General features: G+C 33.7%; 26 protein-coding genes. 10 read left to right on the forward strand and 16 right to left on the reverse strand.

Annotation, left to right across the window (positions count from 1 at the left end):
• Window positions 1-25 precede the first annotated feature (25 nt).
• Window positions 26-2737 carry a DNA gyrase/topoisomerase IV subunit A gene (locus V5J73_RS04985; protein WP_338648023.1) on the forward strand — a complete coding sequence of 904 codons (2712 nt, stop codon included), beginning with the start codon at window positions 26-28 and terminating at the stop codon, window positions 2735-2737.
• 49 nt (window positions 2738-2786) lie between these two features.
• Here the strand turns inward: V5J73_RS04985 and V5J73_RS04990 are convergent, their stop codons facing one another.
• The 7 genes from V5J73_RS04990 to V5J73_RS05020 form a co-directional block, all read right to left on the reverse strand.
• Complete coding sequence (locus tag V5J73_RS04990) at window positions 2787-3566, reverse strand: TerC family protein (RefSeq protein ID WP_338648026.1); 780 nt, start codon at window positions 3564-3566, stop codon at window positions 2787-2789.
• 36 nt (window positions 3567-3602) lie between these two features.
• Complete coding sequence (locus V5J73_RS04995; protein WP_338648028.1) at window positions 3603-3977, reverse strand: DNA topoisomerase IV; 375 nt, start codon at window positions 3975-3977, stop codon at window positions 3603-3605.
• 23 nt (window positions 3978-4000) lie between these two features.
• Window positions 4001-4573: a pentapeptide repeat-containing protein gene (locus V5J73_RS05000; RefSeq protein WP_338648031.1), complete on the reverse strand. Its 573-nt coding sequence runs from the start codon at window positions 4571-4573 to the stop codon at window positions 4001-4003.
• Entirely contained in the window at window positions 4573-4794 is a 222-nt protein-coding gene (locus tag V5J73_RS05005) for a DUF6095 family protein (protein WP_338648032.1), read from the reverse strand. Before V5J73_RS05005 ends, V5J73_RS05000 begins: the two co-directional genes overlap by 1 nt.
• Before the next feature lie 276 nt (window positions 4795-5070).
• The gene (gene murQ / locus V5J73_RS05010) at window positions 5071-5886 is read right to left on the reverse strand and encodes an N-acetylmuramic acid 6-phosphate etherase (protein ID WP_338648033.1); all 816 of its coding nucleotides are present in this window, start codon (window positions 5884-5886) and stop codon (window positions 5071-5073) included.
• 165 nt (window positions 5887-6051) lie between these two features.
• Window positions 6052-6747 (reverse strand): ZIP family metal transporter, encoded by a 696-nt coding sequence (locus V5J73_RS05015; protein ID WP_338648034.1) that lies wholly within the window; start codon window positions 6745-6747, stop codon window positions 6052-6054.
• Between the two features lie 76 nt (window positions 6748-6823).
• On the reverse strand, window positions 6824-7588 hold the full coding sequence (locus V5J73_RS05020) for a class I SAM-dependent methyltransferase (RefSeq protein ID WP_338648036.1): 765 nt from the start codon (window positions 7586-7588) through the stop codon (window positions 6824-6826).
• 69 nt (window positions 7589-7657) lie between these two features.
• Between V5J73_RS05020 and V5J73_RS05025 the strand changes: the two genes are divergently transcribed.
• Entirely contained in the window at window positions 7658-8854 is a 1197-nt protein-coding gene (locus V5J73_RS05025; RefSeq protein WP_338648039.1) for a THUMP domain-containing class I SAM-dependent RNA methyltransferase, read from the forward strand.
• Between the two features lie 55 nt (window positions 8855-8909).
• Window positions 8910-9146, forward strand: a complete 237-nt coding sequence (locus V5J73_RS05030) for a hypothetical protein (protein ID WP_338648041.1) — start codon at window positions 8910-8912, stop codon at window positions 9144-9146.
• 75 nt (window positions 9147-9221) lie between these two features.
• On the opposite strand, the gene V5J73_RS05035 is transcribed toward V5J73_RS05030, so the two are convergent.
• From V5J73_RS05035 to rlmD, 3 genes are all read right to left on the reverse strand, one after another.
• Entirely contained in the window at window positions 9222-10085 is an 864-nt protein-coding gene (locus V5J73_RS05035) for a DUF6048 family protein (protein ID WP_338648044.1), read from the reverse strand.
• Window positions 10057-10593 carry a DUF6452 family protein gene (locus tag V5J73_RS05040; RefSeq protein ID WP_338648047.1) on the reverse strand — a complete coding sequence of 179 codons (537 nt, stop codon included), beginning with the start codon at window positions 10591-10593 and terminating at the stop codon, window positions 10057-10059. Before V5J73_RS05040 ends, V5J73_RS05035 begins: the two co-directional genes overlap by 29 nt.
• A gap of 78 nt (window positions 10594-10671) precedes the next feature.
• The gene (gene rlmD, locus V5J73_RS05045) at window positions 10672-12084 is read right to left on the reverse strand and encodes a 23S rRNA (uracil(1939)-C(5))-methyltransferase RlmD (RefSeq protein WP_338648049.1); all 1413 of its coding nucleotides are present in this window, start codon (window positions 12082-12084) and stop codon (window positions 10672-10674) included.
• A gap of 481 nt (window positions 12085-12565) precedes the next feature.
• On the opposite strand from rlmD, the gene V5J73_RS05050 reads away from it, so the two are divergent.
• Entirely contained in the window at window positions 12566-13609 is a 1044-nt protein-coding gene (locus V5J73_RS05050) for a sensor histidine kinase (RefSeq protein ID WP_338648052.1), read from the forward strand.
• Between the two features lie 106 nt (window positions 13610-13715).
• Window positions 13716-14126, forward strand: coding sequence for an OsmC family protein (locus V5J73_RS05055; RefSeq protein ID WP_338648054.1), 411 nt, complete (start codon window positions 13716-13718; stop codon window positions 14124-14126).
• Between the two features lie 73 nt (window positions 14127-14199).
• Here V5J73_RS05055 and V5J73_RS05060 read toward each other — a convergent pair whose 3' ends face one another.
• Together V5J73_RS05060 and cysM are read right to left on the reverse strand one after the other, a co-directional pair.
• Window positions 14200-14892 carry an SGNH/GDSL hydrolase family protein gene (locus V5J73_RS05060; protein WP_338648056.1) on the reverse strand — a complete coding sequence of 231 codons (693 nt, stop codon included), beginning with the start codon at window positions 14890-14892 and terminating at the stop codon, window positions 14200-14202.
• A 144-nt stretch (window positions 14893-15036) separates the two neighbouring features.
• Complete coding sequence (cysM, locus tag V5J73_RS05065) at window positions 15037-15924, reverse strand: cysteine synthase CysM (RefSeq protein WP_338648058.1); 888 nt, start codon at window positions 15922-15924, stop codon at window positions 15037-15039.
• Window positions 15925-16320: 396 nt separating this feature from the next.
• On the opposite strand from cysM, the gene V5J73_RS05070 reads away from it, so the two are divergent.
• The gene (locus tag V5J73_RS05070) at window positions 16321-17019 is read left to right on the forward strand and encodes a DUF1003 domain-containing protein (RefSeq protein ID WP_338648059.1); all 699 of its coding nucleotides are present in this window, start codon (window positions 16321-16323) and stop codon (window positions 17017-17019) included.
• Window positions 17020-17055: 36 nt separating this feature from the next.
• Here the strand turns inward: V5J73_RS05070 and V5J73_RS05075 are convergent, their stop codons facing one another.
• A complete protein-coding gene (locus V5J73_RS05075; protein ID WP_338648060.1) occupies window positions 17056-17334 on the reverse strand; it encodes a DUF2752 domain-containing protein in 279 nt (92 codons plus the stop codon).
• A 101-nt stretch (window positions 17335-17435) separates the two neighbouring features.
• On the opposite strand from V5J73_RS05075, the gene V5J73_RS05080 reads away from it, so the two are divergent.
• Together V5J73_RS05080 and V5J73_RS05085 are read left to right on the forward strand one after the other, a co-directional pair.
• On the forward strand, window positions 17436-17618 hold the full coding sequence (locus V5J73_RS05080; RefSeq protein WP_338648061.1) for a hypothetical protein: 183 nt from the start codon (window positions 17436-17438) through the stop codon (window positions 17616-17618).
• A complete protein-coding gene (locus tag V5J73_RS05085; RefSeq protein WP_338648062.1) occupies window positions 17611-18162 on the forward strand; it encodes a Smr/MutS family protein in 552 nt (183 codons plus the stop codon). Before V5J73_RS05080 ends, V5J73_RS05085 begins: the two co-directional genes overlap by 8 nt.
• A gap of 137 nt (window positions 18163-18299) precedes the next feature.
• Here the strand turns inward: V5J73_RS05085 and V5J73_RS05090 are convergent, their stop codons facing one another.
• Window positions 18300-19244 carry a hypothetical protein gene (locus V5J73_RS05090; RefSeq protein WP_338648063.1) on the reverse strand — a complete coding sequence of 315 codons (945 nt, stop codon included), beginning with the start codon at window positions 19242-19244 and terminating at the stop codon, window positions 18300-18302.
• A 204-nt stretch (window positions 19245-19448) separates the two neighbouring features.
• On the opposite strand from V5J73_RS05090, the gene V5J73_RS05095 reads away from it, so the two are divergent.
• Both V5J73_RS05095 and V5J73_RS05100 read left to right on the forward strand, forming a co-directional pair.
• Window positions 19449-20369 carry an EamA family transporter gene (locus tag V5J73_RS05095; RefSeq protein WP_338648064.1) on the forward strand — a complete coding sequence of 307 codons (921 nt, stop codon included), beginning with the start codon at window positions 19449-19451 and terminating at the stop codon, window positions 20367-20369.
• Window positions 20370-20388: 19 nt separating this feature from the next.
• Complete coding sequence (locus tag V5J73_RS05100) at window positions 20389-21513, forward strand: cysteine desulfurase family protein (protein ID WP_338648065.1); 1125 nt, start codon at window positions 20389-20391, stop codon at window positions 21511-21513.
• Between the two features lie 36 nt (window positions 21514-21549).
• Here the strand turns inward: V5J73_RS05100 and V5J73_RS05105 are convergent, their stop codons facing one another.
• Both V5J73_RS05105 and V5J73_RS05110 read right to left on the reverse strand, forming a co-directional pair.
• Window positions 21550-23817: a glycosyltransferase gene (locus V5J73_RS05105; RefSeq protein WP_338648066.1), complete on the reverse strand. Its 2268-nt coding sequence runs from the start codon at window positions 23815-23817 to the stop codon at window positions 21550-21552.
• Window positions 23818-23829: 12 nt separating this feature from the next.
• Window positions 23830-24867: a glycoside hydrolase family 130 protein gene (locus tag V5J73_RS05110; protein ID WP_338648068.1), complete on the reverse strand. Its 1038-nt coding sequence runs from the start codon at window positions 24865-24867 to the stop codon at window positions 23830-23832.
• Window positions 24868-24898: the final 31 nt, after the last annotated feature.

Here is a 24898-nt window from a genome sequence, read left to right on the forward strand (position 1 = left end):
ATTACGATTCAATAGAATATAGGTAATGAAAGACGAAGAAGACGAGAACAGCATCCCAAACGAAGACCAATCGCAAGATGAAACAAATGATTCAAACGAATCAAATGAAGAAGGTTTTGACGATATAATCACTTCAGGAGGAAACCATTTTTACGAAAATCAAGAAGACGGAAACGATACCATTACCAAAGTTACTGGAATGTATAAGGACTGGTTCCTGGATTATGCTTCGTATGTGATTCTGGAGCGTGCCGTTCCTGCAATTGAGGATGGTTTTAAACCTGTACAACGCAGAATCATGCACTCGCTAAAAGAGCTAGATGATGGTAGGTACAATAAAGTAGCTAACGTTGTTGGACACACCATGCAGTATCACCCTCACGGAGATCAGAGTATTGGTGATGCGATGGTGCAAATTGGTCAGAAAGAATTGTTGATTGACTGTCAGGGAAACTGGGGGAATATCTTAACTGGAGATGGCGCTGCGGCTTCTCGTTACATCGAAGCACGTTTGTCTAAATTTGCTTTGGAGGTTATTTATAGCCCAAAAATCACTGATTGGGGTGTTTCTTATGACGGAAGACGAGCAGAACCAAATAATCTTCCAGTGAAGTTTCCATTGCTTTTAGCGCAAGGAGCCGAAGGAATTGCAGTAGGTCTTTCGACAAAAGTGTTGCCTCATAATTTCAATGAATTAATCGATGCTTCGATAAAAATTTTGAAAGGGAAACCATTTACGCTCTATCCTGATTTTATGACACAAGGTATTGCTGATGTGTCTAATTATAATGACGGATTGCGTGGTGGACGTATTCGTGTTCGTGCCAAAATTGGTCAACTCGATAAAAATACTTTGGTAATTACCCAAATTCCGTTTTCTACAAATACAACAACGCTGATTGACAGTATTTTGAAGGCGAATGAAAAAGGGAAAATCAAAATCAAAAAAATTGAGGACAATACTGCTGCTGAGGTCGAAATATTAATTCATCTTTTCCCAGGTGTTTCTCCAGATAAAACCATTGATGCGTTGTTTGCTTTCACGGCTTGTGAAACTTCAGTGGCACCATTGGGTTGTGTGATTGAAGATAACAAACCGTTGTTTATCGGGGTTTCGGATATGTTGAAAATTTCAACCAATAGAACGGTACAATTACTGAAAAGTGAACTGGAAATTCAATTGAGTGAACTGGAAGAACAATGGCATTTTCTTTCTTTGGAACGTATTTTTATCGAAAATAAAATCTATCGTGACATTGAAGAAATGACGACTAGAGAAACGGTAATTAAAGCCGTTGATGATGGTTTGAAACCACACATCAAACACTTAAAACGTGCTGTTACCGAAGAGGATATTCTCCGTTTATTGGATATTCGAATTATGCGAATTTCTAAATTCGATAGCAATAAAGCACAAGACAAAATAGAATCGCTAGAAGGTGATATTGAACAAGTAAAACACAATTTAGAACACCTGATTGATTTTGCGATTGCTTATTTCACAAAGTTGAAAGAGAAATACGGAAAAGGACGCGAACGCCAAACGGAGCTTCGTATTTTTGATGATATTGAAGCAACAAAAGTAGTTTTAAGAAACACTAAATTATACGTCAATAAAGAAGAAGGTTTCGTGGGAACAAGCCTGAAGAAAGATGAATACATTACGGATTGTTCTGATATTGACGATGTAATTGTTTTTCTGCGTGATGGAAAAATGATGATTACCAAAGTAGATGCGAAAACTTTTGTGGGTAAAGACATTATTCACGTTGCTATTTTTGATAAAAGCGACAAGCGTACCATTTATAACATGATTTATCGTGATGGAAAATCTGGGCCTTCGTATATTAAACGATTCAATGTTTCAGGAGTTACAAGAGACAAAGCGTATGATTTAACAAATGAAACTGCAGGTTCTCAAGTAGTATATTTTTCTTGTAATCCAAATGGTGAAGCTGAAGTAATTACGATATTATTGCGTCAGGTAGGAAGTGTGAAAAAATTAAAATTTGATATTGATTTTGCTAATTTGGCTATCAAAGGGCGAAGTTCGAAAGGAAATTTGGTCACCAAGTATCCAATCAAAAAAATAGAACTGAAGGAGAAAGGAATTTCTACTTTACTACCAAGAAAGGTTTGGTTTGATGATACGGTACAACGATTAAATGTTGATGCAAGAGGAGAATTATTAGGGGAGTTCAGGCCTAATGATAAAATTTTGGTCATCTCTCAATCGGGAAAAATAAAAGTAATTACACCAGAGTTATCAACTCATTTTGATGAAGATATGGTGGTTTTAGAAAAATGGATTCCAAAGAAACCTATTTCAGCGATATATTATGATGGTGAAAAAGAGCGCTATTATATCAAGCGTTTTCTGGTTGAAACCGAAAACAAAGAAGAGAGTTTTATCACGGAACATCCTAATTCACAATTAGAAATTGTATCAACGGATTATCGTCCTGTGGCTGAATTAATTTTTACAAAAATTAAAGGAGTTCAAAAAGAGACAATAACAGTAGACATAGAATCGTTTATTGCCGTTAAAGGATTTAAAGCTTTAGGGAATCAACTGACAACCGATAAATTGAAACAAGTAAACCTATTAGAACCTTTGCCGTATGAAGTGCCGGAAGAAGTTATTCCTGAAAATATGGAAGTAAAAGGCGAAACAACTGCTGATGATTCTGATATTCAATTGGAAGATGATGGACAGATTACTTTAAGTTTAGACTAAAAAAAAAGCTTCCGAATGCGGAAGCTTTTTTTATAAACTCTAGTAGTGATTATTTGACTTTTTTATTCTTTGTCATTTTCATATTGAGCACTTCAACTAATAATGAGAAGGATATAGCAAAATATAAATACCCTTTTGGTACGGGTGAAACATGACTTCCAAAAATTAAAGCATTTGATAAGTGAGCACTTTCGGTAAGCAACATCATTCCAATTAATATCAAAAAGGATAAACCAAGAATTTGAATAGATGGATGTTTGTTGACAAAATTACCAACAGGAACAGCAAATTGCATCATAATTAATACTGAAATAACGACTGCAGTTATCATAATATATAATGCGCCTTCCACTCCGTTTGTCATCCCTACTGCGGTAAGAATGCTATCGAAAGAGAAAACTAAATCAATCATGATGATTTGGAGCAATACATTTTGAAAAGATTTTGTGGCAGCTTTGCCTAATTCTTTTTCCTCATGCCCTTTTTCGTCTACTTTCTCTCTAATTTCATTCGTACTCTTGTAAATTAAGAATAATCCTCCACCCAATAAAATAAGACTTTGTCCAGTAATTCCGGCTGAAAACCAACTAAAATCTATATGAAACCAAGGTTCTTTCATTTGAATCAATAAATTGATACCAAACAAAAGCGCAATTCTCATGAACATGGCAAGGAACATTCCTATTTTTGTAGCTTTCTTACGTTGTTCTACGGGCAATTTTCCGGTAGCAATTGATATGAAAATAATGTTGTCGATTCCTAGTACAATTTCCAAAAAAGTCAATGTTAATAAGGCTATCCAAGCATCTGGATTTAAAAATACTTCCATGTTTAGTTTGTTATTGTTTATATTTAATTGTTATACTTAATCGGAAATCTTAGTAACGGTTCCTCTTTGTTTTTCATTAGCACCAACCATCCCAAATTCAAAGGTATAGGAATTTTTTGTGGTTGTCAAAATTTTCATACCAATAGCCTTTTCTTCAGCCATGTTTTTTGGATGCAATTTTAGTAGAACATATTCACAATCGTTTACCCATCGTATCGAAGCGGTGTCTGTCTTTCCTTCAAAAGTTTCTACTTCTATGCTGTCATTACGTTCAAAAATCGCTGTTTTCTTGATTCCGTTCACTTCATATTCAAACTTGAATTTTCCAGTTTTAAAGTCCTTGCAGTTGCGCTCTACGTCGTAGCAAGATAGTAGTAGTAATAGTGGTAGGATTAGCAATATTTTTTTCATTTCTCAGTGTATTTATTTTTTAACTATTGTATTTTAATATCATATTTGTTTAAAAGTCCAATGATTCCTTGAGTAGAAAACTTTGCTTTTTTCATAGGATTAAATTCGGGATCAATTTTAAAATCGGTTGCTTTTGAAAAATCGGCTCCAGCTAATTGGGTATTGTTAAAAATAGCACCATTCAAATTACTGTTGTCAAAAACAGCACTCGTAAGATTGGCCCCAACAAAACTGACCTCTTTCATCGAGCAAGTATTGAATTTGGTCTTCGGCATTTTTTTATTGGAAAACGAGGAATAATCTAAAACGCAGTCTTGAAAATTCACATTAAACAAGAAATCATCGCATTCCTCAAATTGAATGCCTAGTAATTTACAGTTTTTGAAATTCACTCCTTTTAAGCTAGCTCCTGATAATTTGGTCATGGCCAAATTGCAATCAATGAATTCACAATCCATGAAGCTGCTGTAGGAAAAATCACTATTTGATAAATCACAATTTTTAAAAACGCAATCTTCAAATTCTCTATTGTTTACTTTTTTATCGACGTAAACGATTTTTTCAAATGTTTTTTGAACGTGAATTAGGTTTTCCATTAGTCGTTAAATAAGCTCTTCATAATTATTTTTAAACCTGCATACATGAAATACATAGCAGCACCACAAGCAATAATTCCGATTGCTAATACTAAATAATGCCACACATTATCTTGATTCATAAAAGCATTATAAATTACAGCTGGTCCTACGAAAAGCAAAGGTAAAGCGCCTGCTAAATATTTGATTCCTTTAGATAATAGTTCTTTGTTAGTTGCCATTTTTAAGTATTTTAAACCTATAATATAAAGAAAATATAAAATCTGATAGTGTTTGAAAAATTATTAAATATAGGAATAAAAAAATGTTTTTTAACCCATACGGATCTGTTTTAAAAAAGTGAAAAGTAGAATAAAAAATCAAAAAAAAATATACTGCTACTAAAAGAATATTTGCCAAGCAAAAAATCTTGATGTACTTCCATTTTCTTAAAAAATAGATTGTAAATATCCATAAAAGAGGAATAAATGATAGCACAAAATAAAAAACAAATACCATTATTTAGATTGGTAAAAATCAACAGCTTTCCTAACGCTTCCATATTTATTCAATAATTCACTGGCTTCTTTATAAGAAACGGGAATTTCTCCCATAATCATTTTTACACCGCGATCCACTAGTTTGCTATTGCTCAATTGCATATCGACCATTTTATTGCCTTTTACTTTTCCCAGTTGAATCATCGTGGCTGTGCTAATCATGTTTAGGACAAGTTTTTGAGCTGTTCCGGCTTTCATTCGAGAACTACCAGTTACAAATTCTGGTCCTACAATTATTTCAATAGGGAATTTTGCAGTTTGCGAAATCGGGCTTCCTGCATTGCAAGAAATACTTCCTGTGGTGATATTATTTTCGTTACACGTTTGTAAACCTCCAATAACATAAGGTGTTGTCCCTGATGCAGCTATCCCTATAACAACATCATGTTCATTTATATCAAATGCTTTCAAGTCAATCCAGGCTTGTGTGGCATTGTCTTCGGCATTTTCTACGGCTTTACGAATGGCAGTATCTCCACCAGCAATGATCCCAATTACTAAATCAAAAGGCACACCAAATGTAGGCGGACATTCTGATGCGTCAAGGATTCCTATACGTCCTGATGTTCCAGCACCTATGTAAAATAAGCGTCCGCCGAGTTTCATTTTGGCAACAATTTCTGTCACTAAATTTTCTATTTGGGGTAATGCTTTTTCTACCGCAAGTGGTACGGTTTGATCTTCCAGATTGATATTAGAAAGCAATTCTTGAACTGACATTTTTTCTAAATGTTCGTACTTTGAGGATTGTTCGGTGGTTTTTGTAAATTCCATAGTTATTTTTTTGAAAGGACAACTCGCGAGAAGTCCATAACATTTATTTTTTTGCGTGAGGGATAGCAGCAAAAATCCTTTTTATCATGTAGCGGTAGCGAAATGAAAAAAGATTGTAGCAAATAGCCCGACCGCTTTTTCAGCGGTCACGCCCAAGTTATAAAATTATATAAAATACGCCAATGCAATTCCTATGACAATCATGGAAACTTTGGCAATATTGAATTTGTGTCCTTCGCTGCTTTCAAAAATGATAGTCGAAGATATATGAAATAAAATCCCGATAACTACAGCGGTAATTTCGCTATGATACTCGTTTAATCCTGAAAAATAAGCTGAAGCAAATGTTCCTAGTGGCGTCATCAATGCAAATGTGAGCATGAAAATAAAAATCGCTTTGTTATTTAAATGAGAATTAATAAAAAAAGTGGTTAAAATAATAGCGATAGGTAAGTGATGAATGGCAATTCCTAGCGCTAATTTCCCGTGATTATGTCCCACTGGGAATCCTTCTAAAAAGGCATGAATACAAAGACTGATGAAGAGCAACCACGGAATATGTGACATATTTGAATGTCCGTGTACGTGTCCGTGCTCAGCACCTTTAGAGAAAAACTCTAAGATAATCTGGAACAAAATTCCTATCATGATAAAGATTCCCGCATTGTGATTGTTGCTTTCGCCAATAGCATGTTCGTGAGCTTCATACACCTCAGGTAATAAATGTATTACGGTTAAAGAGAGTAGAAAAGAACCACTAAAAGCTAAGAGTAACTTTAGATTTGTTTTGTTTTTTGGTTTTAATACCAATGCGATGATGTATCCTATGAGTACGGAAAGTAAGGGTAAGAGGTAATTCATGTTTTCTATTTAACCGTTTATTCGTTTCTTCGTTTTTTCGATTAATCAAATAAACGATTAACCGGCCGACCACTACTTATTTAAAAATCATGATTAGGCGTTCACTATCGGTTTTATGGAATTTTTTCAATTTGTAATCGCCAAAAATATCCAAGAGATAAATCCCAGCTTCTTCCATTAATTCCTCAAAATCTTTTAGGGTAAGGGCTTTTACTTTTTCGGTGAAATGAAATTTTTGCCCTTTGTCTTCAAAGTCAATTTCTTTGTAAATATGACCGTCTTTTAAATAACGTTTGATTTGAAAATCGATTCCCTCGACGGTTTTCGTTTCTTCTGGAACCAGCGTTTCGAGTACTTGAGCAACATTCATAAAGTCAATCACGGCAAAACCATATTCGGAAAGGCTTTCTTTGATGGCTTTTAATGTAGTTAGATTGTCTTCGTCATTTTCGAAATAACCAAAGCTGGTAAATAGATTGAAAATAGCATCGAATTTTTCTTCAAAAGGTTCACGCATGTCATGAACTTTGAAATGAAGGGTTTCATTCGTATTTTTATTAGCTTCCGCAATGCTGTTTTCAGATAAATCAGCACCAAGAACTGTAAAACCCAATTGATTCAAATAAATAGAATGACGGCCTTTGCCACAGGCTAAATCCAATACGTTTGCTTTTTCAGGAAGATTCAGATAATGAGTTAGATTGTCCATGAAAATCTGTGCTTCTCTATAATTTCTATCCTTGTAAAGAATATGATAATACGGAGTATCAAACCAAGAGGTATACCAGTTTTCGGTTGATTTTAGTTGATTTTCAGTTGGTGGATTTTGTGCTGCAGACATTTATTCTTTTTCAATTAATTCGATTGATGCAAATTTAGTGTATTTTTGCAACGAATACTTGATTTTACAATGGAAAATAATTATAAAATGGTTGCCAAAACCTTTTTTGGTTTTGAAGAAATATTAGCAAAAGAATTGCAAAACCTAGGCGCACAAAATGTGGAGCAAGGAGTTAGAATGGTTAGTTTTAAGGGAGATAAAGGGTTTATGTACAAAGCGAATTTAGCGTTGCGTACGGCTTTGAAAATCCTAAAGCCTATTTATTTTTTCAAGGCAAATAATGAACAGGCTTTATACAAAGGGATTTCGGGAGTGAATTGGTCTAAATTACTGAATGCTAATCAGACCTTTGTGATTGATACCACAGTGCATTCGGAATATTTTAATCACTCGGAATTTGTTTCTCAAAAATGTAAAGATGCGATTGTCGATCAGTTCAGAGAAAGAACTGGACAACGACCAAGTATCGATAAAGTACACCCTGATTTAAGAATCAACATTCATATCGATAAAGACCAGGTTTCAGTTGCTCTGGATACCTCAGGAAATGCATTGAACCAACGTGGGTATAGAACGGCTACGAATATTGCTCCTATAAACGAGGTTTTGGCAGCAGGAATTCTATTGCTTTCTGGTTGGGACGGTCAAACGGATTTCTTGGATCCAATGTGCGGTTCAGGAACATTTTTAGCCGAAGCAGCAATGATTGCCTGTAATATTCCGGCAAACATCAACCGCAAAGAATTTGCTTTCGAAAAATGGAACGATTGGGACAATGACTTGTTTGATGCTATTTCGGACAGTTTATTGAAGCGAGTTCGAGAATTTCATTACAAGATTAAAGGCTATGATAAAGCACCAAGTGCGGTTCAAAAAGCCAAAGACAACATCAAAAATGCTAATCTTGACGAGTATATTTCTATTGAAGAACAAAATTTCTTTGATACAGAAAAATCTTCAGAAGGGAAATTACATGTTGTTTTCAATCCGCCGTATGATGAGCGTTTAGATATTCACATGGAAGAATTCTACAAAAACATTGGTGATACCTTAAAGAAAAATTACCCAGGTACTAATGCTTGGATGATTACTGCCAATCTGGAAGCATTGAAATATGTAGGATTAAAACCTTCGAGAAAAATCAAGCTTTTTAATGCTGGATTAGAAGCGCGTTTAGTGAAATACGAAATGTATGAAGGAAGTAAGAGAACGAAATTTCAAGTTGTTCAGGATTCAGAAAATAAGGATCAGATTTCTGAAAAATAGTCAGTAGTAATCCAATAAAAATTTATAATTCATAACTCACAATTCATAATTTATTATGACCAAATTACAAATAAGAGCATTTATTTACCAACTAGGATGTTTTGCAATATTATTTATTTCTGCTCGGTATGTAGTGGCAAATTTTACTGATTTAACCGGTTTCTGGATTCCGTTAACCGCTTTTATTATAGGAACAATTATAGCTCCTAAATTTCAAGCTGCAAAAACTAAAGACGGGGAGAAATTATTCATGAAATGGATTTTCATGAAAGGAATTAAGGAGATAGGATAGGCTTAGTTATTCTAACAACAAAAAATATCGCAAAGAAAACAATAGTTCTCTTTGCGATATTTTTTTTATTCGTAATTATTTTTTCTCTTCTTTTTTAGCAACCGTAGCAGGTTTTAGCTTCTTCTTATAAATAGGAACAAAATAAGTAACTGTGTAATTGAAACCTACTCCAAAATCACCATCATAGGTTCTATTGAACCCAGGAATGTATAAGTTGGAGAAGTTTTCCGGTTCTTTGTTGGTTACCAATCGGTTCAATCGAAGACTGAAACCCACAAATACATTGTCAAATACTTTGGCTTTTATTCCAGCCACCACTTCAATCCAACTCGCGGATAATCCATCAAAATTTTTACCAGATGAAATTATTGGAGTTTCTGCAAAATATGGGTTTGCATTATAAATTCGATATGTGTTTAATTGCTGATTAAAAGTACTGAAACCATAGCGCATACCTATAGAAATAATGTTTTCCATGTCAAGCCAGTTTTCATAGGCATTATAATCAAAACCTGCTTTTATATAGGACCCTTTTGTAGTGAAATTAAGTCGGTCATCATCTGTAGTTTTGTTTTCATTTCCAAGTTCTGCCGCCAAAAAATATTTTTTGGTCAATCGGTAATCGCCAACCAACTCAATTCCTTTATAATCTTTGTCATAAAGAGCGCGTGTTAGTTTAAATAAATCAAGTCCAACACGAATTCCGTATCGGTCTGTCTTTACGGGAATTGAATCATTATTTTTTGCAGCTGGTTTAGTGGCTATTGATGGCAAAGGAGCTTCAGGTAGAATCTGGTCTGTTTTGGTGGTTTTTGGGTCACTTTTCACAGCTGTTGTTTGTTTCACTTGTTCGCCTTTTGGGCTCGTTTCTTGAGCCTGTACCAAAGTCAACGATGATACGAGACAAATACTAAAAAAATATCTTAATGTGTGTTTCATTTTCGTTTTCTATGTTACTTTTTTCAACCGAGATATATTCTATCCATTTTGTATCTGGAACTGCAGCATCGGTATGTGTATATGGATTTATCGGATCTAATATAAAGTTGGTTTTGTAACCACAAGCTCTGGATACATACAGTTCTTGGGTTGTATAGTCAAACTTTATATTATCTACGTTTATCAAAGCTGTATTAGCACTCCCAGAATTTAAGGTGAAACTGAAGCTAGTACTGGTGCCAACAGTTTTTAGCGGAATCGAAATTGTGTTTCCGTTTGTCAAGTATTTAGCATCTCCGGTAGCACTATTAAAAACAATTCCATCAATCATTCCCTCACCAACTACCTTGAGATTTGTTACATTTTTTAAAACAGACGGATTCAAAAAGTCATGAAAAGTAATCACCAAACGAGGCGTAGTGGGTGTATTTGCATCGCAAATATCATCTTTCTCGCAACTGGAGAAAAATAACGCTAGAGCTAAAACCAATAAATATATTTTTCTCATATTTTTTAGTGAAAATTTTTGATTGCAGTTTTATTAAAATCTACAATCAAAAATCGTTAATCTGCAATCAAAAATCAATTATTTTCTTTCTAAAAGTACTACATTTTCTACGTGATGCGTTTGCGGAAACATATCTACGGGACGTACCCGAGTCACTTTGTATTTCTCATCCATCAGAGCCAAATCTCTAGCTTGTGTTGCCGAATTACAGCTTACATAAACCACTTTTTCAGGAGCAATTTTCATGATTTGTTCAATCACGTCTTTATGCATTCCGTCTCTTGGTGGATCTGTGATAATCACATCTGGATGGCCGTGTTGTGCGATGAAATCATCGTTGAACACCACTTTCATATCTCCTACAAAAAACTCACAATTCGTGATTTCATTACGTACCGCATTCGCTTTGGCATCTTTAATCGCATCAGGAACACTTTCTACACCTATTACTTTTTTTGCTTTTTTAGAAACAAACTGTGCAATAGTTCCAGTTCCAGTATATAAATCATAAACGATTTCATTTCCTGTTAATCCAGCGAAATCACGCGTTATTTTATACAATTCATACGCTTGATCCGAATTAGTTTGGTAAAAAGATTTGGCATTAATGCTAAATTTCAAACCTTCCATTTCTTCCAAGATGTAATCTCTTCCTTTGTATAATTTAATATCGGTGTCGTATAAAGTATCGTTTGCTTTATTGTTTACTACGTATTGCAACGAAGTAATTTGCGGGAATTTCTCGTAAAGATGGTCTAGGATTAATTCTCTGTTGGCTTTGTCATTTTCGAAAAACTGAATCAAAACCATGATTTCACCCGTCGAAGAAGTACGCAACATTAAAGTTCTCAATAAACCTTCATGCGCTCTTGGATTAAAGAAAGTCAGTCCATTTGCATTCGCAAAATCTCTCACTTCGTTTCTAATAGCATTCGATGGATCTTCCTGCAAATGACATTTATTGATGTCCAGGATTTTGTCCCACATTTTCGGAATGTGGAAACCAAGTGCGTTTCTGTTTCCTAAATCTTCGGTGCTGTCAATTTCTTTTTCTGTTAACCAACGGCTGTTTGAAAACGAAAATTCCATTTTGTTTCTATAAAAAAACTGTTTTTCTGAACCCAGAATCGGTTCAAATTCCGGAAGTTCTATTTTTCCGATGCGTTGCAAATGATTTTTCACTTCATTTTGCTTGTAATACAACTGTTGGCTGTATTTCATATTCTGCCATTTACAACCGCCGCAAACACCAAAGTGATCGCAAATAGGTTCTACACGATGTTCTGAATATTCATGAAAATGAACTGCTTTTCCTTCGTAATAGGCTTTGCGCTTCTTGAAAGTCTGCACGTCAACCACATCACCCGGAACTACATTCGGGATAAAAACTACTTTACCATCGGGAGCCTTTGCTACCGAAACGCCTTTTGCACCAGCATCAAGGACTTTTATTTGATGAAAGACAACTTTGTCTGTATTTTTCTTAGCCATAGCGCAAAAATAAGTGTTTGAATGGTTTTATAAATTCAAATTGTGAAATATTTTCACTTTTAGATGTTTTTTATTTGAACCCATTCCCGCTTTCTGCTGTAAATTCTCGTTTCGCGAGCAGCAACACTATGCCCATAAAGGAGCTTCCGTTGGTAGCTCTTTATCTGCAAGTGTTCCAAAGCTCTAGCAATTGCGGGTTTTCGCTTTAATCGGGGGCAGGGAATTGTCTGTTAGAACTTAGTTTTGTTGTTCGGTGAAGATTTCAGAGAAGCACAATTGTATTTTGATTTTTGTAAAAATATACTATAAAATAATTATGATCACATTTAAGAACTAAATACTCTTTTCACACGTATATAGGTTGACGTAAAATGATTAATTTAACATTTTATTTAGAAGACCGTAAGCATTAGTAAGAAAATAATCACTTATTTTGTTATTTGTAATTTACTATTGTTAAAAAACGAAAATAAAATTAACTATGCAGTTATATAAAAAATTATCTAAAATAGGTTTTCTTAAAAATAGTTATGCTTTCAAATTTTTGTTTGTCGCATTTATAGGAATTCATATTCCGTTGATTGGATTATTATTTTTTGTACTTTATGGTAGCAAAAGCATTTCTGCTGATACTATTTTGATTTTTGCGCTTATCATGACTTTAGCAGCTACAGCAACAACTTTGGTTGTGTTAAAGTTGCTAATTAAGCCAATCGAAGTCGCGTCTAAAGCTTTGCATTCCTATAGAAATAAAAGAACAGTTCCTGCATTGCCAACTAATTTTTCTGATGAAGCAGGATTATTAATGAGTAATATCCAGGATTCAATTGCAGAAAATGAAAATTTCATTACTGAAAAACAAGATTTAGTGTATTTACTTTCCCATGATTTAAGAAACTTTGTTGGGAATTCTAAATCGGCGACACTACTTATTTTAGAGGAAGAACCATCGGAATCTATAACAGAGTTAGCAGAATTAATACTGCAATCAACAGAGCAACAGTATAATTATATTGAAAACTTCATCAAACTGCTGAAAGAGCAAGACCAAATCATAGAAAAAAGATCCAAAAGTGAAATTGTACAGTTTACATATGTTTTTTCGGTTGTATCAAAGCAGTTGGATCAGTTGTTAAATAATAAAAATATTAAATTAAATTTGTCAATTGAAGTTGAAGAAGCACTTTTGAATATTGATAAAATTTTGTTGATTCGCGTTTTGGTAAACTTGATAGACAATGCTGTAAAATTCTCTTTCCCTGATAACGTAATCAAAGTACGTGTTTATAATCAGGGTAGTAAAATAGCTTTTGAGATTTCGGATAACGGTGTAGGTTTTGATCAAAATCAGAGTCAAGAACTGTTTCGAAAATTTACAAAAATGAGTAAGCTAGGAACGTCCAATGAACCTTCAACAGGTATTGGATTATATCTGTGTAAAAAAATCATAGAAAGACACGATGGTCAACTCTTAGCTGAAAGTGACGGGATTAATAAAGGAGCTACTTTTTCTATTGTTTTTTAAAAGGTCAAATGTGGTATCGAACTTTAAATTTTCGTTAAAAAATTCTATTTCTGAAAGTATTTTTTTATAAATCAACTAAATTTGAGAGAACATAAAATTCAAAATTATGAAAAGAAATGCAACCGCAGTCTGGAATGGTTCACTCAAAGAGGGAGCTGGAAAATTGACCACACAAAGCACCACACTAAAAGATACGCAATATTCCTTTAAATCTCGTTTTGAGGAAGGAGTGGGCACAAATCCCGAAGAATTGATAGCAGCAGCGCATTCTGGATGCTTTACAATGCAACTTTCGGCTTACATCACCGAAGCTGGTTTTGAAATTGAAAGTATTGAAACCAAATGCGATATTGATTTTGTTGACGGAACAATCATCACGTCACACTTAACAGTAAATGCTAAAGTAAAAGAAATAACAGAGGATGCTTTTCAGCAATTGGTTACCAAAGCAGAGAAAAATTGCCCTGTTTCTAAAGTGTTGAATGCAGCAATTTCTTCTACGTCTAGTTTAGTATAATAAAAATAACAATAGATATAAAAAAGGCTCGATTTAACTTAAATCGAGCCTTTTTTTGATTAAAAGGTATGATTTATTTTTGCAATAATACTTTAGTAATTGCTTTTTCTGCAAGTGTTGCCATCACTTGGTAACCCACTTTGTTGGGGTGAACTTCATCATTGGAGTATAGTGTTGGCAAACCTTTTCGTTTATCAGCCATAGCCGTAAAGTAATCAAGATAAAGAATGCCATTGGCGTCAGCATAATTTTTTATCATTTCATTTAACGCTACTACTTTTTCAGCCGGATTTTGATTGGGTTTCCAAGAAAAGTCATAAGCAGGCAATACGGAACAAAGTATTACTTTAATTTGGTTTGCTTGCGCCAATTCGGCCATTGAAAAAATGTTATTAGCAATCATATCCAATGTTGCAGGACCAGTATTGCCGGCAATGTCATTTATTCCTGCTAAAATAACTACAGCAGTGGGTTTTAAAGCTATAACATCAGCTCTAAAACGGATTAGCATTTGAGGTGTAGTTTGTCCACTAATACCTCGATTAATGTATGGTTTTCCTGCAAAATACTCAGGATCGGTGATGCTCCAAAATTCAGTTATGGAATCTCCCATAAACACCACTCTTTTTTGTCCAAGTGCAATCGGTTTGAGATTGGCATTTTCATTTTGATATTTGTTTAAATTTGGCCAGTCCTGAGCCTGTGCTTTTCCTCCCATAGCGATTGATAAAAATAGAATACAATAAATTAGTGCTGTGTTTTTCATTAGTAATCAAATTATAAGGTGTGAAATCATTAAATTATTTTGGATTAAAAATAGAAAATATTAGTTTATTAAAATGAAACAACCTTCCTTTTTTCATATCCGAAGATACAGAAAAGGAAGGTTTTTTTTATAAGTCTACGCAATTTAATCAAACAAATCCGAAGACAAATAGCGATCACCACGGTCACAAATAATGGCTACTATGACTCCTGATTCTAATTCCTCAGCCATTTTTATTGCTGCCGCCACTGAACCACCACTACTCATTCCTGCAAAAACGCCTTCTTCTAACGCTAAACGTTTGGTCATGGCCCGCGCTTCCTCTTCAGAGACTTCGATGATTGTATCTACTTTATTGGAATCAAAGATCTTAGGTAAATATTCTTTAGGCCATTTTCTGATTCCTGGGATTTGGGATCCATCGCTGGGTTGGGCGCCTACAATTTGAATCGCTGGATTCATTTCTTTCAGGTAGGTTGAAGTGCCTATAATTGTTCCCGTTGTTCCCATAGCGGAGACAAAATGGGTTACAGTTCCGTCGGTATCATTCCATACTTCAGGGCCAGTAGTTTTATAATGCGCTTTCCAGTTGTCGTCATTTGCAAACTGATTAAGCATTATGTAACCGCCTTCGGCTACTTTTTTGTCTGCATAATCTCTAGAACCTATAATTCCGGTATCAGCAGGTGTCAAAATGACGGTAGCACCATAAGCGCGCATAGTTTGGGTGCGTTCCTTAGTGGAATCTTCTGGAAGTATCAATTCGATTTCGATATTGAATAATTGCGCAATCATCGCAAGGGCTATGCCGGTATTGCCACTTGTTGCTTCAATGAGTTTATCTCCTTTTTTGATTTCTCCTCTTTCTAATGCAGAGGCTATCATGTTGTAGGCTGCACGATCTTTTACGCTCCCTCCAGGATTGTTTCCTTCGAGTTTCAGTAAAAGTTTTACGTTTTTATTTTTTATTAAATTAGTGGTTTCGACTAAAGGTGTGTTTCCAATGAGGTCTAATATTTTATATGATTTCATGCTGTTTGGTGTCTTAAATTGTAATAATCAGGTTCTAATGTATTACAATTGATAAATCGTTTTGAACAATGTTTTTTTATGATAGTATTTTAAAGACAGCAACAACAATAGCTGAAAGGAATATTTTTCAAGTTCAGTAGCATTTTCATAGTTTTTAAAAACAAGTTGCAAAGATATTGAACTATTTTGAATTATTTCTGTTTGTAATATAAAGCTATCGTCTTTATTTGGACACTTTTGTTAAATAAATTGACTGTAATTGTGGGGTGTTTTGCTGTTTTTAACTTTTTAAAAATACAAAAAGTACTGGTGTATCTGTTTTATTTTCAATGTATAGAAACCGATTATTAGTTTTGATGAAAGTGTTTTTTTAAATTAGCCAATAAATTACTCTTCATGAAATCTAATACTACTTTTATAAGCGACATTTCAAACAAAGAATTTCCAATAGCGGATAAAATTTCTGCTAAAACGATACGAAATCCAATATTAGCACTTATTCAAGCTGATTATCCAGATTTTGATACTGATAAATTTATAGCAATTCCGGAGCTGAATATGTATCGGGAGAAATATATTTCTAATTATTTAGTGGTCGAAATAGGGGAATTATCAAATCTAGAGGCTAAGGTTATTGGTTCTTTGAATGAAGATAAATCATTGGTGAGTACGGTTGAGGATGATATTGGAGTTCGCACCATAGGACAGAAAGTAGCTGATAAAGTAGCTGCTTTTGGCGGAAGCTGGAAATTCATCATCCTTTTTGGGGTATTCATCCTTTTTTGGATTTTGATTAATATTTATATTTTCTTGAATAAGGGATTTGATCCTTATCCATTTATTTTGCTAAATTTAATTTTGTCGTGTCTTGCAGCACTTCAAGCTCCCGTGATTATGATGAGTCAAAATCGTCAGGAAGAAAAAGACAGGGAAAGAGCCAAAAAAGATTATATGATTAATTTGAAATCAGAACTTGAAATTAGAATGCTTCATGAAAAACTAGATCATTTGATTATGCATCAACAACAAGAATTAATAGAAATTCAAAAAGTGCAAATAGAAATGATGAATGATATTTTGACCCGAATCAAATAATTTTAGTTGTTGTAAAATTGAAAAAAAAATAAGGTTTTAAAAGTGCTTAAAATAATAACCCGCAATCATAAAAATGCCATTGACGATTGCTGAAACCATGATTGGTTTTTTGTAATTTCTATTTTTGTCGATAAAATTCAAACCCAGAATTCCCAGAAATAGTAGTGTGGTGAAAATGGCTGGATACATCTTAAAAGCGCCTTGAAAGTCCGCTTGCAGAAACAGTAAAAATCCTCTCTGAAAACCGCAACCCAAACACTCGATTCCAAAGAGCGTTTTGCTTAAGCAAGGCAGCATAAATTTTTCTAAATCCAATGGTTTTTCTTTTTACAATTTTACGAAAAAATAAGAAACGGTTAAGATAATAATTGATGCAATTTTAAATTCATTACTTTTGAAAACTGATATTTAAAAAGATGAGAAAGTTTATAATTCCAATAATGGTTGTGGCGATAACTGTTGCTTTGTACGAGCAGGTGAGTGCCGAAAAAAATGTGTTTGTAATGGTCATTGCAATTGTGGTTTTCATGATGGGAATGATGCAATTGAGTGCGAAAACGCCAAGTAAAAATCAAGATAAAGAAGACGAAAATGTTTAATAAAGGAGATAAGGTTTCAGTGCTTGACGAAGCAATCAACGGGATAGTTTTGTCAGTCAATGAGAAGCAAGTTACGGTAGAAACAGAAGATGGATTTACGATGACATTTTTTGTCAACGAGTTGATTAAAATAAACGAAACCAGTAACTTACTAGATTCTATTAGAAGAATAAATGTAAGTGAGATTTCAAAAGAGAAAGAGATTCCAAAACCTCGTAGTTTTGTAAAAGAGAAGAAATCAAAACATGAAATTCCGGCTCCAGAGTTTGATTTGCATATCGAAAAACTGGTGCCTAATAAACGTGGAATGTCCAATTATGATATTCTAACTTTGCAAACGGAAACAGCAAAACGACATATTGAATTTGCGATTAAGAATCGTATTCCAAAGATTGTTTTTATCCACGGCGTGGGTGAAGGAGTTCTAAAAGCAGAGCTGGATTTTTTATTAGGGCGTTATGATAATATCGCTTTTCAAGAAGGAAATTATCAAAAATATGGTCAAGGAGCAACAGAAGTTTTTATTAAACAAAGTGCCATGTAGGTTTCTTTTTGATTTTTTTAAGCATAAAAAAAGTCCAATTTTAAAGTAGTTTTTCGAGAGAATTTTACTTAAAAATCGGACTTTTTTTGGACTCAAAACAGTTGCTTTTTGTGTCTATTTTTATGCTGTATTCGAGATTAATTCGTGGTCAATAATTCTCCGTAAATATAATTATCACCCAAAATAAAATCGCTGCTTCCTTTCTTCATTTTTACTTTTTTAAGGACAACGGTATGTTTAAAACCAGTTCCCAAAGTAGTAGTTGTTACCTCCACAATTCCACTTTGGTTTGCTACTCCAGCCACCGCAATCCATTCCTCACTTACTGCAGGAGTTGCTGGAAAAGTAGTGTTGCAAAAATAAGCATCTGTTACTAATCCGGAGAACAATCGATAGGTAAGTTTGTTTTTTGTATCGCTTATTAACCCGGTTCTAGGAGTATTTAATGGAGTTGCTTCGTTCACAATTAATGTAGGATCAATGTCTAAAATAAGTGCTTCACTACTATTGTAATCGTATAATTGTTTAGTAGAGCTACATTGTTCAAGTGTTTTGTTGAATGAAAAAGGCAAAGGCGTAGCACTAATTACATAGTCGCCAAAAGGGAATGTTTCATAAACTTGAGTCCCATTACTTTTTACAAATGTTATGTTTTTGAACGTGATATTATGATTGTAACCTGTAATTTTAGTGCTGTTATCAGTAGTATTTGTGGTTTTTACAGCAGTCGTATTTATAACTATTTTTCCACCGGAAGTGGTCCATTGATCCATAACAATTGGCGTTGCTGGCGGAATGGTTTCGCAAATCGTAGCAGAGGTTACGGCGCCATTATAAAAGCGATACAGCACACGATTTGAGGCGTTGATGTCTAATTCTTGGGATTTTGTTTCTGTTGGGAAAGTAAATCCAGCAACTTCAAGTATAAGGGCTTCACTATCTTTTAGTTTGTAAATAATGTCATTTGAACTGCAATTTTGTGCAGTAACATCATCAAAACTAATGTCTTCTTGAATTAAATCTCCATCATCACAACCATTTAGAAACATGGCTAAAATCAATATGCTTACAACTCTTTTCATTTTTATAAAATTTGTAACAAAAATAGAATTTTTAATTAGTTCCAATTGCATTCCCTTTTAAAAATAGATTATTTAACAGGATATTGGGTTTTTAAATTTCAAAAAATGAGAGCAATATGATAGTGAGCACTTTAATGTTTTGCTATTATTGTATGAATTCAAAGCGAGTAGAAATGATTATCTTTACACAAATTTTTCACTAAAATGAAGCCAAACAAATATTATTTAGCTGCTTTCTCTGCCTTTTTTATCTGGGGGTTTTTTAGTCTAGCCTTAAAACCGTTACACAATTACCCTTCATTAGATATTTTATTTTACCGTGTTTTTTTTAGTGTTGCGCTTATGGCAGTAATTAATCTTGTTTTTAGACGCAATGTAATGCTACAAAATTGGAATCATTTCAAAGCATTGACCGCAAAACAAAAAAAAAGTGTTGTTGTATTGACACTTGGTGGAGGCGTATTTCTATCCTCAAACTGGTTTGTTTTTATATATGTTATGAATCATGTTAGTGTAAAAGCGGCTTCATTAGCCTACATGATCTGCCCGATTCTAACAACTATATTAGCTTTTTTTATATTAAAAGAGAAACTGAGTAAGTGGCAATGGTTTGCTGTATCTATAAGTGCTTTTAGCTGTGTTTTGTTGTCATTCAACCATTTTCAAGATATTTTTTATAGCCTCATTACAGCGGCGACGTATGCTATGTATTTAGTGAGCCAAAGAAAGAATATTGAGTTGGATAAATTTCTTGTTCTGACCATGCAATTAGTATTTACAGCATTAATTCTGCTTCCTTTTTATCCTAGTTATAGTGGTGATTTACCCACAGAATCTTTATTTTATAATTGTTTACTGGTAATTGTAGTTTTTTTTACGATTATTCCGCTTTTTTTAAACTTGTACGCATTAAAAGGAATTAATTCATCTGCAGTTGGGATTATGATATATATAAATCCAATTATTGGTTTTCTATTGGCATTATTTTATTACCATGAACAAGTGAGTACACTTCAGCTATTCTCCTATTTTCTGATCCTGATTTCAATTGTTGTTTTTAATGAGAAGCTGCTATTTCCTAGAAAACCGAAAAGTATTCCAATAGAAATAGAGGTTTTAAAATAATTTTATAATTTTCCAAAAAATGAAAAAAGTATATCTCGATAACGCTTCTACAACCGCTATTCGTGCTGAAGTTATTCAAGAAATGACCAAAGTTATGACGGAAGAGTATGGAAATCCATCTTCGACGCATAGTTTAGGTCGTTCCGCCAAAAACATTTTGGAGCTTTCCAGAAAATCGATAGCAAAGAACCTAAATGCAACTGCACAAGAGATTATTTTTACATCTTGTGGTACAGAAGCTAACAATTGGATTCTTCGTTCTGCGGTTGAAGATTTACAAGTAAAACGAATTATTACCAGTAAAATAGAGCATCATGCGGTTTTGTATACGGCTCTAGTCTTAGAAAAGGAGTACAATATTCAAATTGATTATGTGAATGTGAAACCAAATGGGGAAATAGATATTACACATTTAGTAGAGTTATTGTCGCAGGAAAAGAAAACATTAGTCAGCTTGATGCATGTAAATAATGAAACAGGAACTATTTTAGATTTAGAACGAATAGGTCGTATTTGTCAAGAACATAATGTCTTATTTCATTCGGATACAGTACAATCCATTGGAAAGGCAACGATTGACTTACAAACAATTCCTGTTGATTTTATTGTAGCAAGTGCCCACAAATTTCACGGACCTAAAGGTGTGGGTTTTGCTTTTATTCGAAAAAATTCAGGCTTACAACCGTTATTTTTTGGTGGCGAACAAGAAAAAGGATTGCGAGCAGGAACAGAAGCGTTGCATCAAATCGCTGGTATGGCAAAAGCATTGGAGTTGTGTTATACCAATTTAGAAACAGAACAAAATCATATTATCGAGTTGAAAAACTATTTGATTTCCCAATTAAAAACTGAATTTCCAGATTTTAAAATCAATGGAACTCCAAATGGATTTTATACTGTTTTGAATGTTTTATTGCCTTTTCCACCAGCAAAAACGTCGATGCTTTTATTTCATTTAGACATGAAGGGAATTGCAGTTTCACGCGGAAGTGCTTGTCAATCAGGAAGTATAAAACCTTCACATGTTTTAGCCGAAATGCTTTCTGAAGAAGATTTGAAAAAACCAAGTTTGCGCATTTCATTTAGTCATTATAATACAAAAGACGATATTGATTTACTGATTGAAGCCTTGAAAACAATATAAAAAAAAATCTGCTGTAAGGCAGATTTTTAGTGGTATTTAAGTATTTAAGGACTTTGTTTTGGATATTTTTAATTGAATGGATGGTTTTTCAGCATATTTTTCCATGATTAAGCGCGCTTTAAAAAAGCATAAGGTTGATTCAGCTCCCTGATTGATATTGATGTGTTTGTCTTCTAATCCATCATAAGAAGCTCCATTTTCAGGATTATACATGATTTGTTTTAGATGATTATTTCCTAAAAACCAGATGAAAGCGAGCTTTAATTGGTCCTTATATTTTTTATTTTGCGTTACTTGATAAAACAAATCGAGAGCAATTATAGTTGTAGCCACTTCAATAGGTTGTTCACCATAGAATATTCTCTCATTTTGTTTATTGAACCAACCTCGGTTTGATATTACTTTCAATTGTCCCTTCATGAAATAATGAGAGAGTAAAAAATCGAAAGTGATAATCGCTATTTTTTTATACTTTGATTTTTTTGTGACTAAATAACTGTACATCATGGCTTCAGGTAATACATTATTAGCATAGGTCATGTAATCTTCATACCAGCACCAGTCCTCAGCAGAATTGATGTTATAATGGTACAGAAGTTCATCGGCCAGTTTCTCAATATGATTTTTTATTTCCTCGTCTTTGTATGTTTCATAATAGAGGTATAATCCTTTTAATGTGTATGCTATAGCTCTTGGAGATTTGATATTAGTAATGTTTTTAATCGCCTTGTCCCAGCATTTTACTGCACGGCAAATCATTTCTAGTGGTAAGTTTTGTCTGTGGTAAATAACGGTTCCTAAGCTCCATAAAGCCCTACCATTAGCATCTTCAAGATTTACTTCAGCGTTTTGTTTGGTAAGTTGATTGTTATAATCTTTATAATTATCAAACCAGCCATCGTGTTGTTGTATGCCTTCAATAAAACTTAAATAGATATTGGCTAGTTTTAAATTTTCTTTATTAGGAAAAGCTTTGTTATACATAACCATATTGATTAGTGCTCTGGCATTATCGTCTAATGTATACCCCGATTCAGGATCTGGCTGGCTAAATTTTGAAAACTGTAGAATTCCAAAATCTGTTGTCATTTTTTTGATATGATCTAATTTTATTGGTGGGAAATTAAATCTTAATTCATCTTCTCGACTTGTTAATTGATCAAATAAAAGACGATACTGTATGGCTATATTTTCCCAATTTGTAGCACGAGCCATCGAAAAAGCATTTCTTCCCATGATTGTTCTTTGTTCTTTATTTTCAATTAGATAGCATATCGATTTTTGAAATTCTTCTGGATTGTCAAAACTTTTAAGCAGCATTCCATTTCCGTTTACTAATGACTCAATAGCATGTGGTATTGGAGTTGAAATGACGGCACAACCGCTACTCATGGCATAGGCAAAAGTCCCACTCACAGTTTGATTTGGATCTTTGGAACTGAATAAATAAATTTCAGATAAGGTTAAAAATTCGAGTAGCTGTTGTAATTTAAGATACTCATTAATGAAAATTACATTGTTATCTAAATCGAGTTCTTTTACAATGCACTGAAGTGAATGGCGGTATTTCTCTCCCTCTCTGTTTAAAATTTCTGGGTGTGTTTTTCCTATAATTAAATAAATGATTTCGGGATGATGCACCACAATTTGCGGTAATGCACGCAATACGGTTTCTATTCCTTTATTTTCACTTATTAACCCAAAGGTTGATAAAACAATCTTATCCTTGAATCCGTAACTATCTTTCAGTATTTTTTTTTGTTCCCAAAGTACGGTGTGATTGCCATGAGGAATAACCATAATTTTCGAGGGTTGACAGTTGTAATATTCAGCTAAGACTTCTTTTGAGTTTTTTGTTAACACCACGATTTTGTCTGATAAATCAGTGATTGCGTAAACCACTTTTTTTCTTTTCTCATTCGGAGTAGGCAGAACGGTATGAAAAACGGTTACTATGGGTTTGTTGAGTGCTAATATAAAAGATAGGATGTGATCTCCATATTCTCCTCTAAATAGGCCAAATTCATGTTGGATACACACTAACCCAATATCGTTACGTTCATTTATTTTTTCGGCAACTAATCTATAATCGATTAGAGAGTCAACAGGTAGGACATAGCTTACTTCTTCAGGATATTGAAAATCTTGATCTTTATTTTGCAATGCACATACTTCTACAGGAAGCGTATCTCCAAAGACTACATCCAATGCATTGACAATATCATTAGTAAAAGTTGCTATTCCACATTCTCTTGGCGGATAGGAGCTTACAATTAGCATTTTTATTCCTGTCTCGAATTTCATAGCAATTTATTTTTAAGGTTGTTTTCTCAATTCGAGAAGCAATTCATTGATGTCTAATTTTGCCACAGCAATATGTTTGTCTCCTACACCATAATAAATGTAAAGATCATTCCCAAATAACGCATGTCCAGTTGGGAAAACAACATTACTGACTTTACCTTCCATTTCCCATTTTTTAGTAGGAGAAAATAGGGGAAAGGGTAGTCTTGAAAGCTCAATTTTAGGATTATCTAATTGTAATAAAGCGGCTTTAGCATGGTATGTTTTTCCTTTAGTTGTTTCTTGTACACCATGATATATTAGCAACCATCCATATTCTGTTTCAATAGGTGGACCACCGGCTCCTATATAATTAACTTCAAAAATGTCTTTTGGGTCTAGTACAATGTAATCAACTAAATTAATAATGTATGCTCTCCAAAATGCTTCGGTTAAATCCTTCCAGTGCTCAAATTCTACTATTTGAATTCCTGGCCAAATACGGTGTAACATGACAAATTTCCCATTTATTTTCCTTGGAAATAGAACTACATCCTTATCTCTGAGTAATCTGAATTCATCTGAAACTAATCCTATTTGTGCAAAAAGATTATAGTATTGATGGTATTTTGGATTGAGTTTATGATGATCACAATAATTTACATAACTTTCATATTCATTGTAATTTACATGCGGAGTAATAATTCCGTGTTTTTCAAAATGAATTAAATCTCTTGAAGTAGCAAGGGCTCCCATTGCATTGACACCATCATAAGCTGTATAGGTTATGTAATAGGTATCTTCAATTTTTACAATACGGGAATCTTCTACGCCGTGTTTTTCATATTCAAAATCACGTATAATTAATGGCTGTTTGTTGCGTTCTAGAAGCTTAGTTGGTCCATCTAACTTAGCATAGCCTATGGTTGAATAATTGCCATGTTCTACTGCTCGGTATAAAACGTGAATTGTATTTCCTTCTTGATAAATGCCAGGATTAAACACGCCGTCATTTTCAAAAGGGTTTTCAGTTGGACTTAGAATTATTCCTAATTTTTCTATTGCAACCATGATTCAATCGCCTTTTATATCGTTAAAAAAA

The sequence above is a fragment of the Flavobacterium sp. KS-LB2 genome, from assembly GCF_036895565.1.
GTDB lineage: Bacteria > Bacteroidota > Bacteroidia > Flavobacteriales > Flavobacteriaceae > Flavobacterium.

What these genes read in the sequence shown, in the direction of transcription:
- V5J73_RS04985 (WP_338648023.1), top strand. Translation starts at nt 26, where the DNA reads ATGAAAGACGAAGAAGACGAGAACAGCATCCCAAACGAAGACCAATCG.
- V5J73_RS04990 (WP_338648026.1), bottom strand. Translation starts at nt 3,566, where the DNA reads ATGGAAGTATTTTTAAATCCAGATGCTTGGATAGCCTTATTAACATTG.
- V5J73_RS04995 (WP_338648028.1), bottom strand. Translation starts at nt 3,977, where the DNA reads ATGAAAAAAATATTGCTAATCCTACCACTATTACTACTACTATCTTGC.
- V5J73_RS05000 (WP_338648031.1), bottom strand. Translation starts at nt 4,573, where the DNA reads ATGGAAAACCTAATTCACGTTCAAAAAACATTTGAAAAAATCGTTTAC.
- V5J73_RS05005 (WP_338648032.1), bottom strand. Translation starts at nt 4,794, where the DNA reads ATGGCAACTAACAAAGAACTATTATCTAAAGGAATCAAATATTTAGCA.
- murQ (WP_338648033.1), bottom strand. Translation starts at nt 5,886, where the DNA reads ATGGAATTTACAAAAACCACCGAACAATCCTCAAAGTACGAACATTTA.
- V5J73_RS05015 (WP_338648034.1), bottom strand. Translation starts at nt 6,747, where the DNA reads ATGAATTACCTCTTACCCTTACTTTCCGTACTCATAGGATACATCATC.
- V5J73_RS05020 (WP_338648036.1), bottom strand. Translation starts at nt 7,588, where the DNA reads ATGTCTGCAGCACAAAATCCACCAACTGAAAATCAACTAAAATCAACC.
- V5J73_RS05025 (WP_338648039.1), top strand. Translation starts at nt 7,658, where the DNA reads ATGGAAAATAATTATAAAATGGTTGCCAAAACCTTTTTTGGTTTTGAA.
- V5J73_RS05030 (WP_338648041.1), top strand. Translation starts at nt 8,910, where the DNA reads ATGACCAAATTACAAATAAGAGCATTTATTTACCAACTAGGATGTTTT.
- V5J73_RS05035 (WP_338648044.1), bottom strand. Translation starts at nt 10,085, where the DNA reads ATGAAACACACATTAAGATATTTTTTTAGTATTTGTCTCGTATCATCG.
- V5J73_RS05040 (WP_338648047.1), bottom strand. Translation starts at nt 10,593, where the DNA reads ATGAGAAAAATATATTTATTGGTTTTAGCTCTAGCGTTATTTTTCTCC.
- rlmD (WP_338648049.1), bottom strand. Translation starts at nt 12,084, where the DNA reads ATGGCTAAGAAAAATACAGACAAAGTTGTCTTTCATCAAATAAAAGTC.
- V5J73_RS05050 (WP_338648052.1), top strand. Translation starts at nt 12,566, where the DNA reads ATGCAGTTATATAAAAAATTATCTAAAATAGGTTTTCTTAAAAATAGT.
- V5J73_RS05055 (WP_338648054.1), top strand. Translation starts at nt 13,716, where the DNA reads ATGAAAAGAAATGCAACCGCAGTCTGGAATGGTTCACTCAAAGAGGGA.
- V5J73_RS05060 (WP_338648056.1), bottom strand. Translation starts at nt 14,892, where the DNA reads ATGAAAAACACAGCACTAATTTATTGTATTCTATTTTTATCAATCGCT.
- cysM (WP_338648058.1), bottom strand. Translation starts at nt 15,924, where the DNA reads ATGAAATCATATAAAATATTAGACCTCATTGGAAACACACCTTTAGTC.
- V5J73_RS05070 (WP_338648059.1), top strand. Translation starts at nt 16,321, where the DNA reads ATGAAATCTAATACTACTTTTATAAGCGACATTTCAAACAAAGAATTT.
- V5J73_RS05080 (WP_338648061.1), top strand. Translation starts at nt 17,436, where the DNA reads ATGAGAAAGTTTATAATTCCAATAATGGTTGTGGCGATAACTGTTGCT.
- V5J73_RS05085 (WP_338648062.1), top strand. Translation starts at nt 17,611, where the DNA reads ATGTTTAATAAAGGAGATAAGGTTTCAGTGCTTGACGAAGCAATCAAC.
- V5J73_RS05090 (WP_338648063.1), bottom strand. Translation starts at nt 19,244, where the DNA reads ATGAAAAGAGTTGTAAGCATATTGATTTTAGCCATGTTTCTAAATGGT.
- V5J73_RS05095 (WP_338648064.1), top strand. Translation starts at nt 19,449, where the DNA reads ATGAAGCCAAACAAATATTATTTAGCTGCTTTCTCTGCCTTTTTTATC.
- V5J73_RS05100 (WP_338648065.1), top strand. Translation starts at nt 20,389, where the DNA reads ATGAAAAAAGTATATCTCGATAACGCTTCTACAACCGCTATTCGTGCT.
- V5J73_RS05105 (WP_338648066.1), bottom strand. Translation starts at nt 23,817, where the DNA reads ATGAAATTCGAGACAGGAATAAAAATGCTAATTGTAAGCTCCTATCCG.
- V5J73_RS05110 (WP_338648068.1), bottom strand. Translation starts at nt 24,867, where the DNA reads ATGGTTGCAATAGAAAAATTAGGAATAATTCTAAGTCCAACTGAAAAC.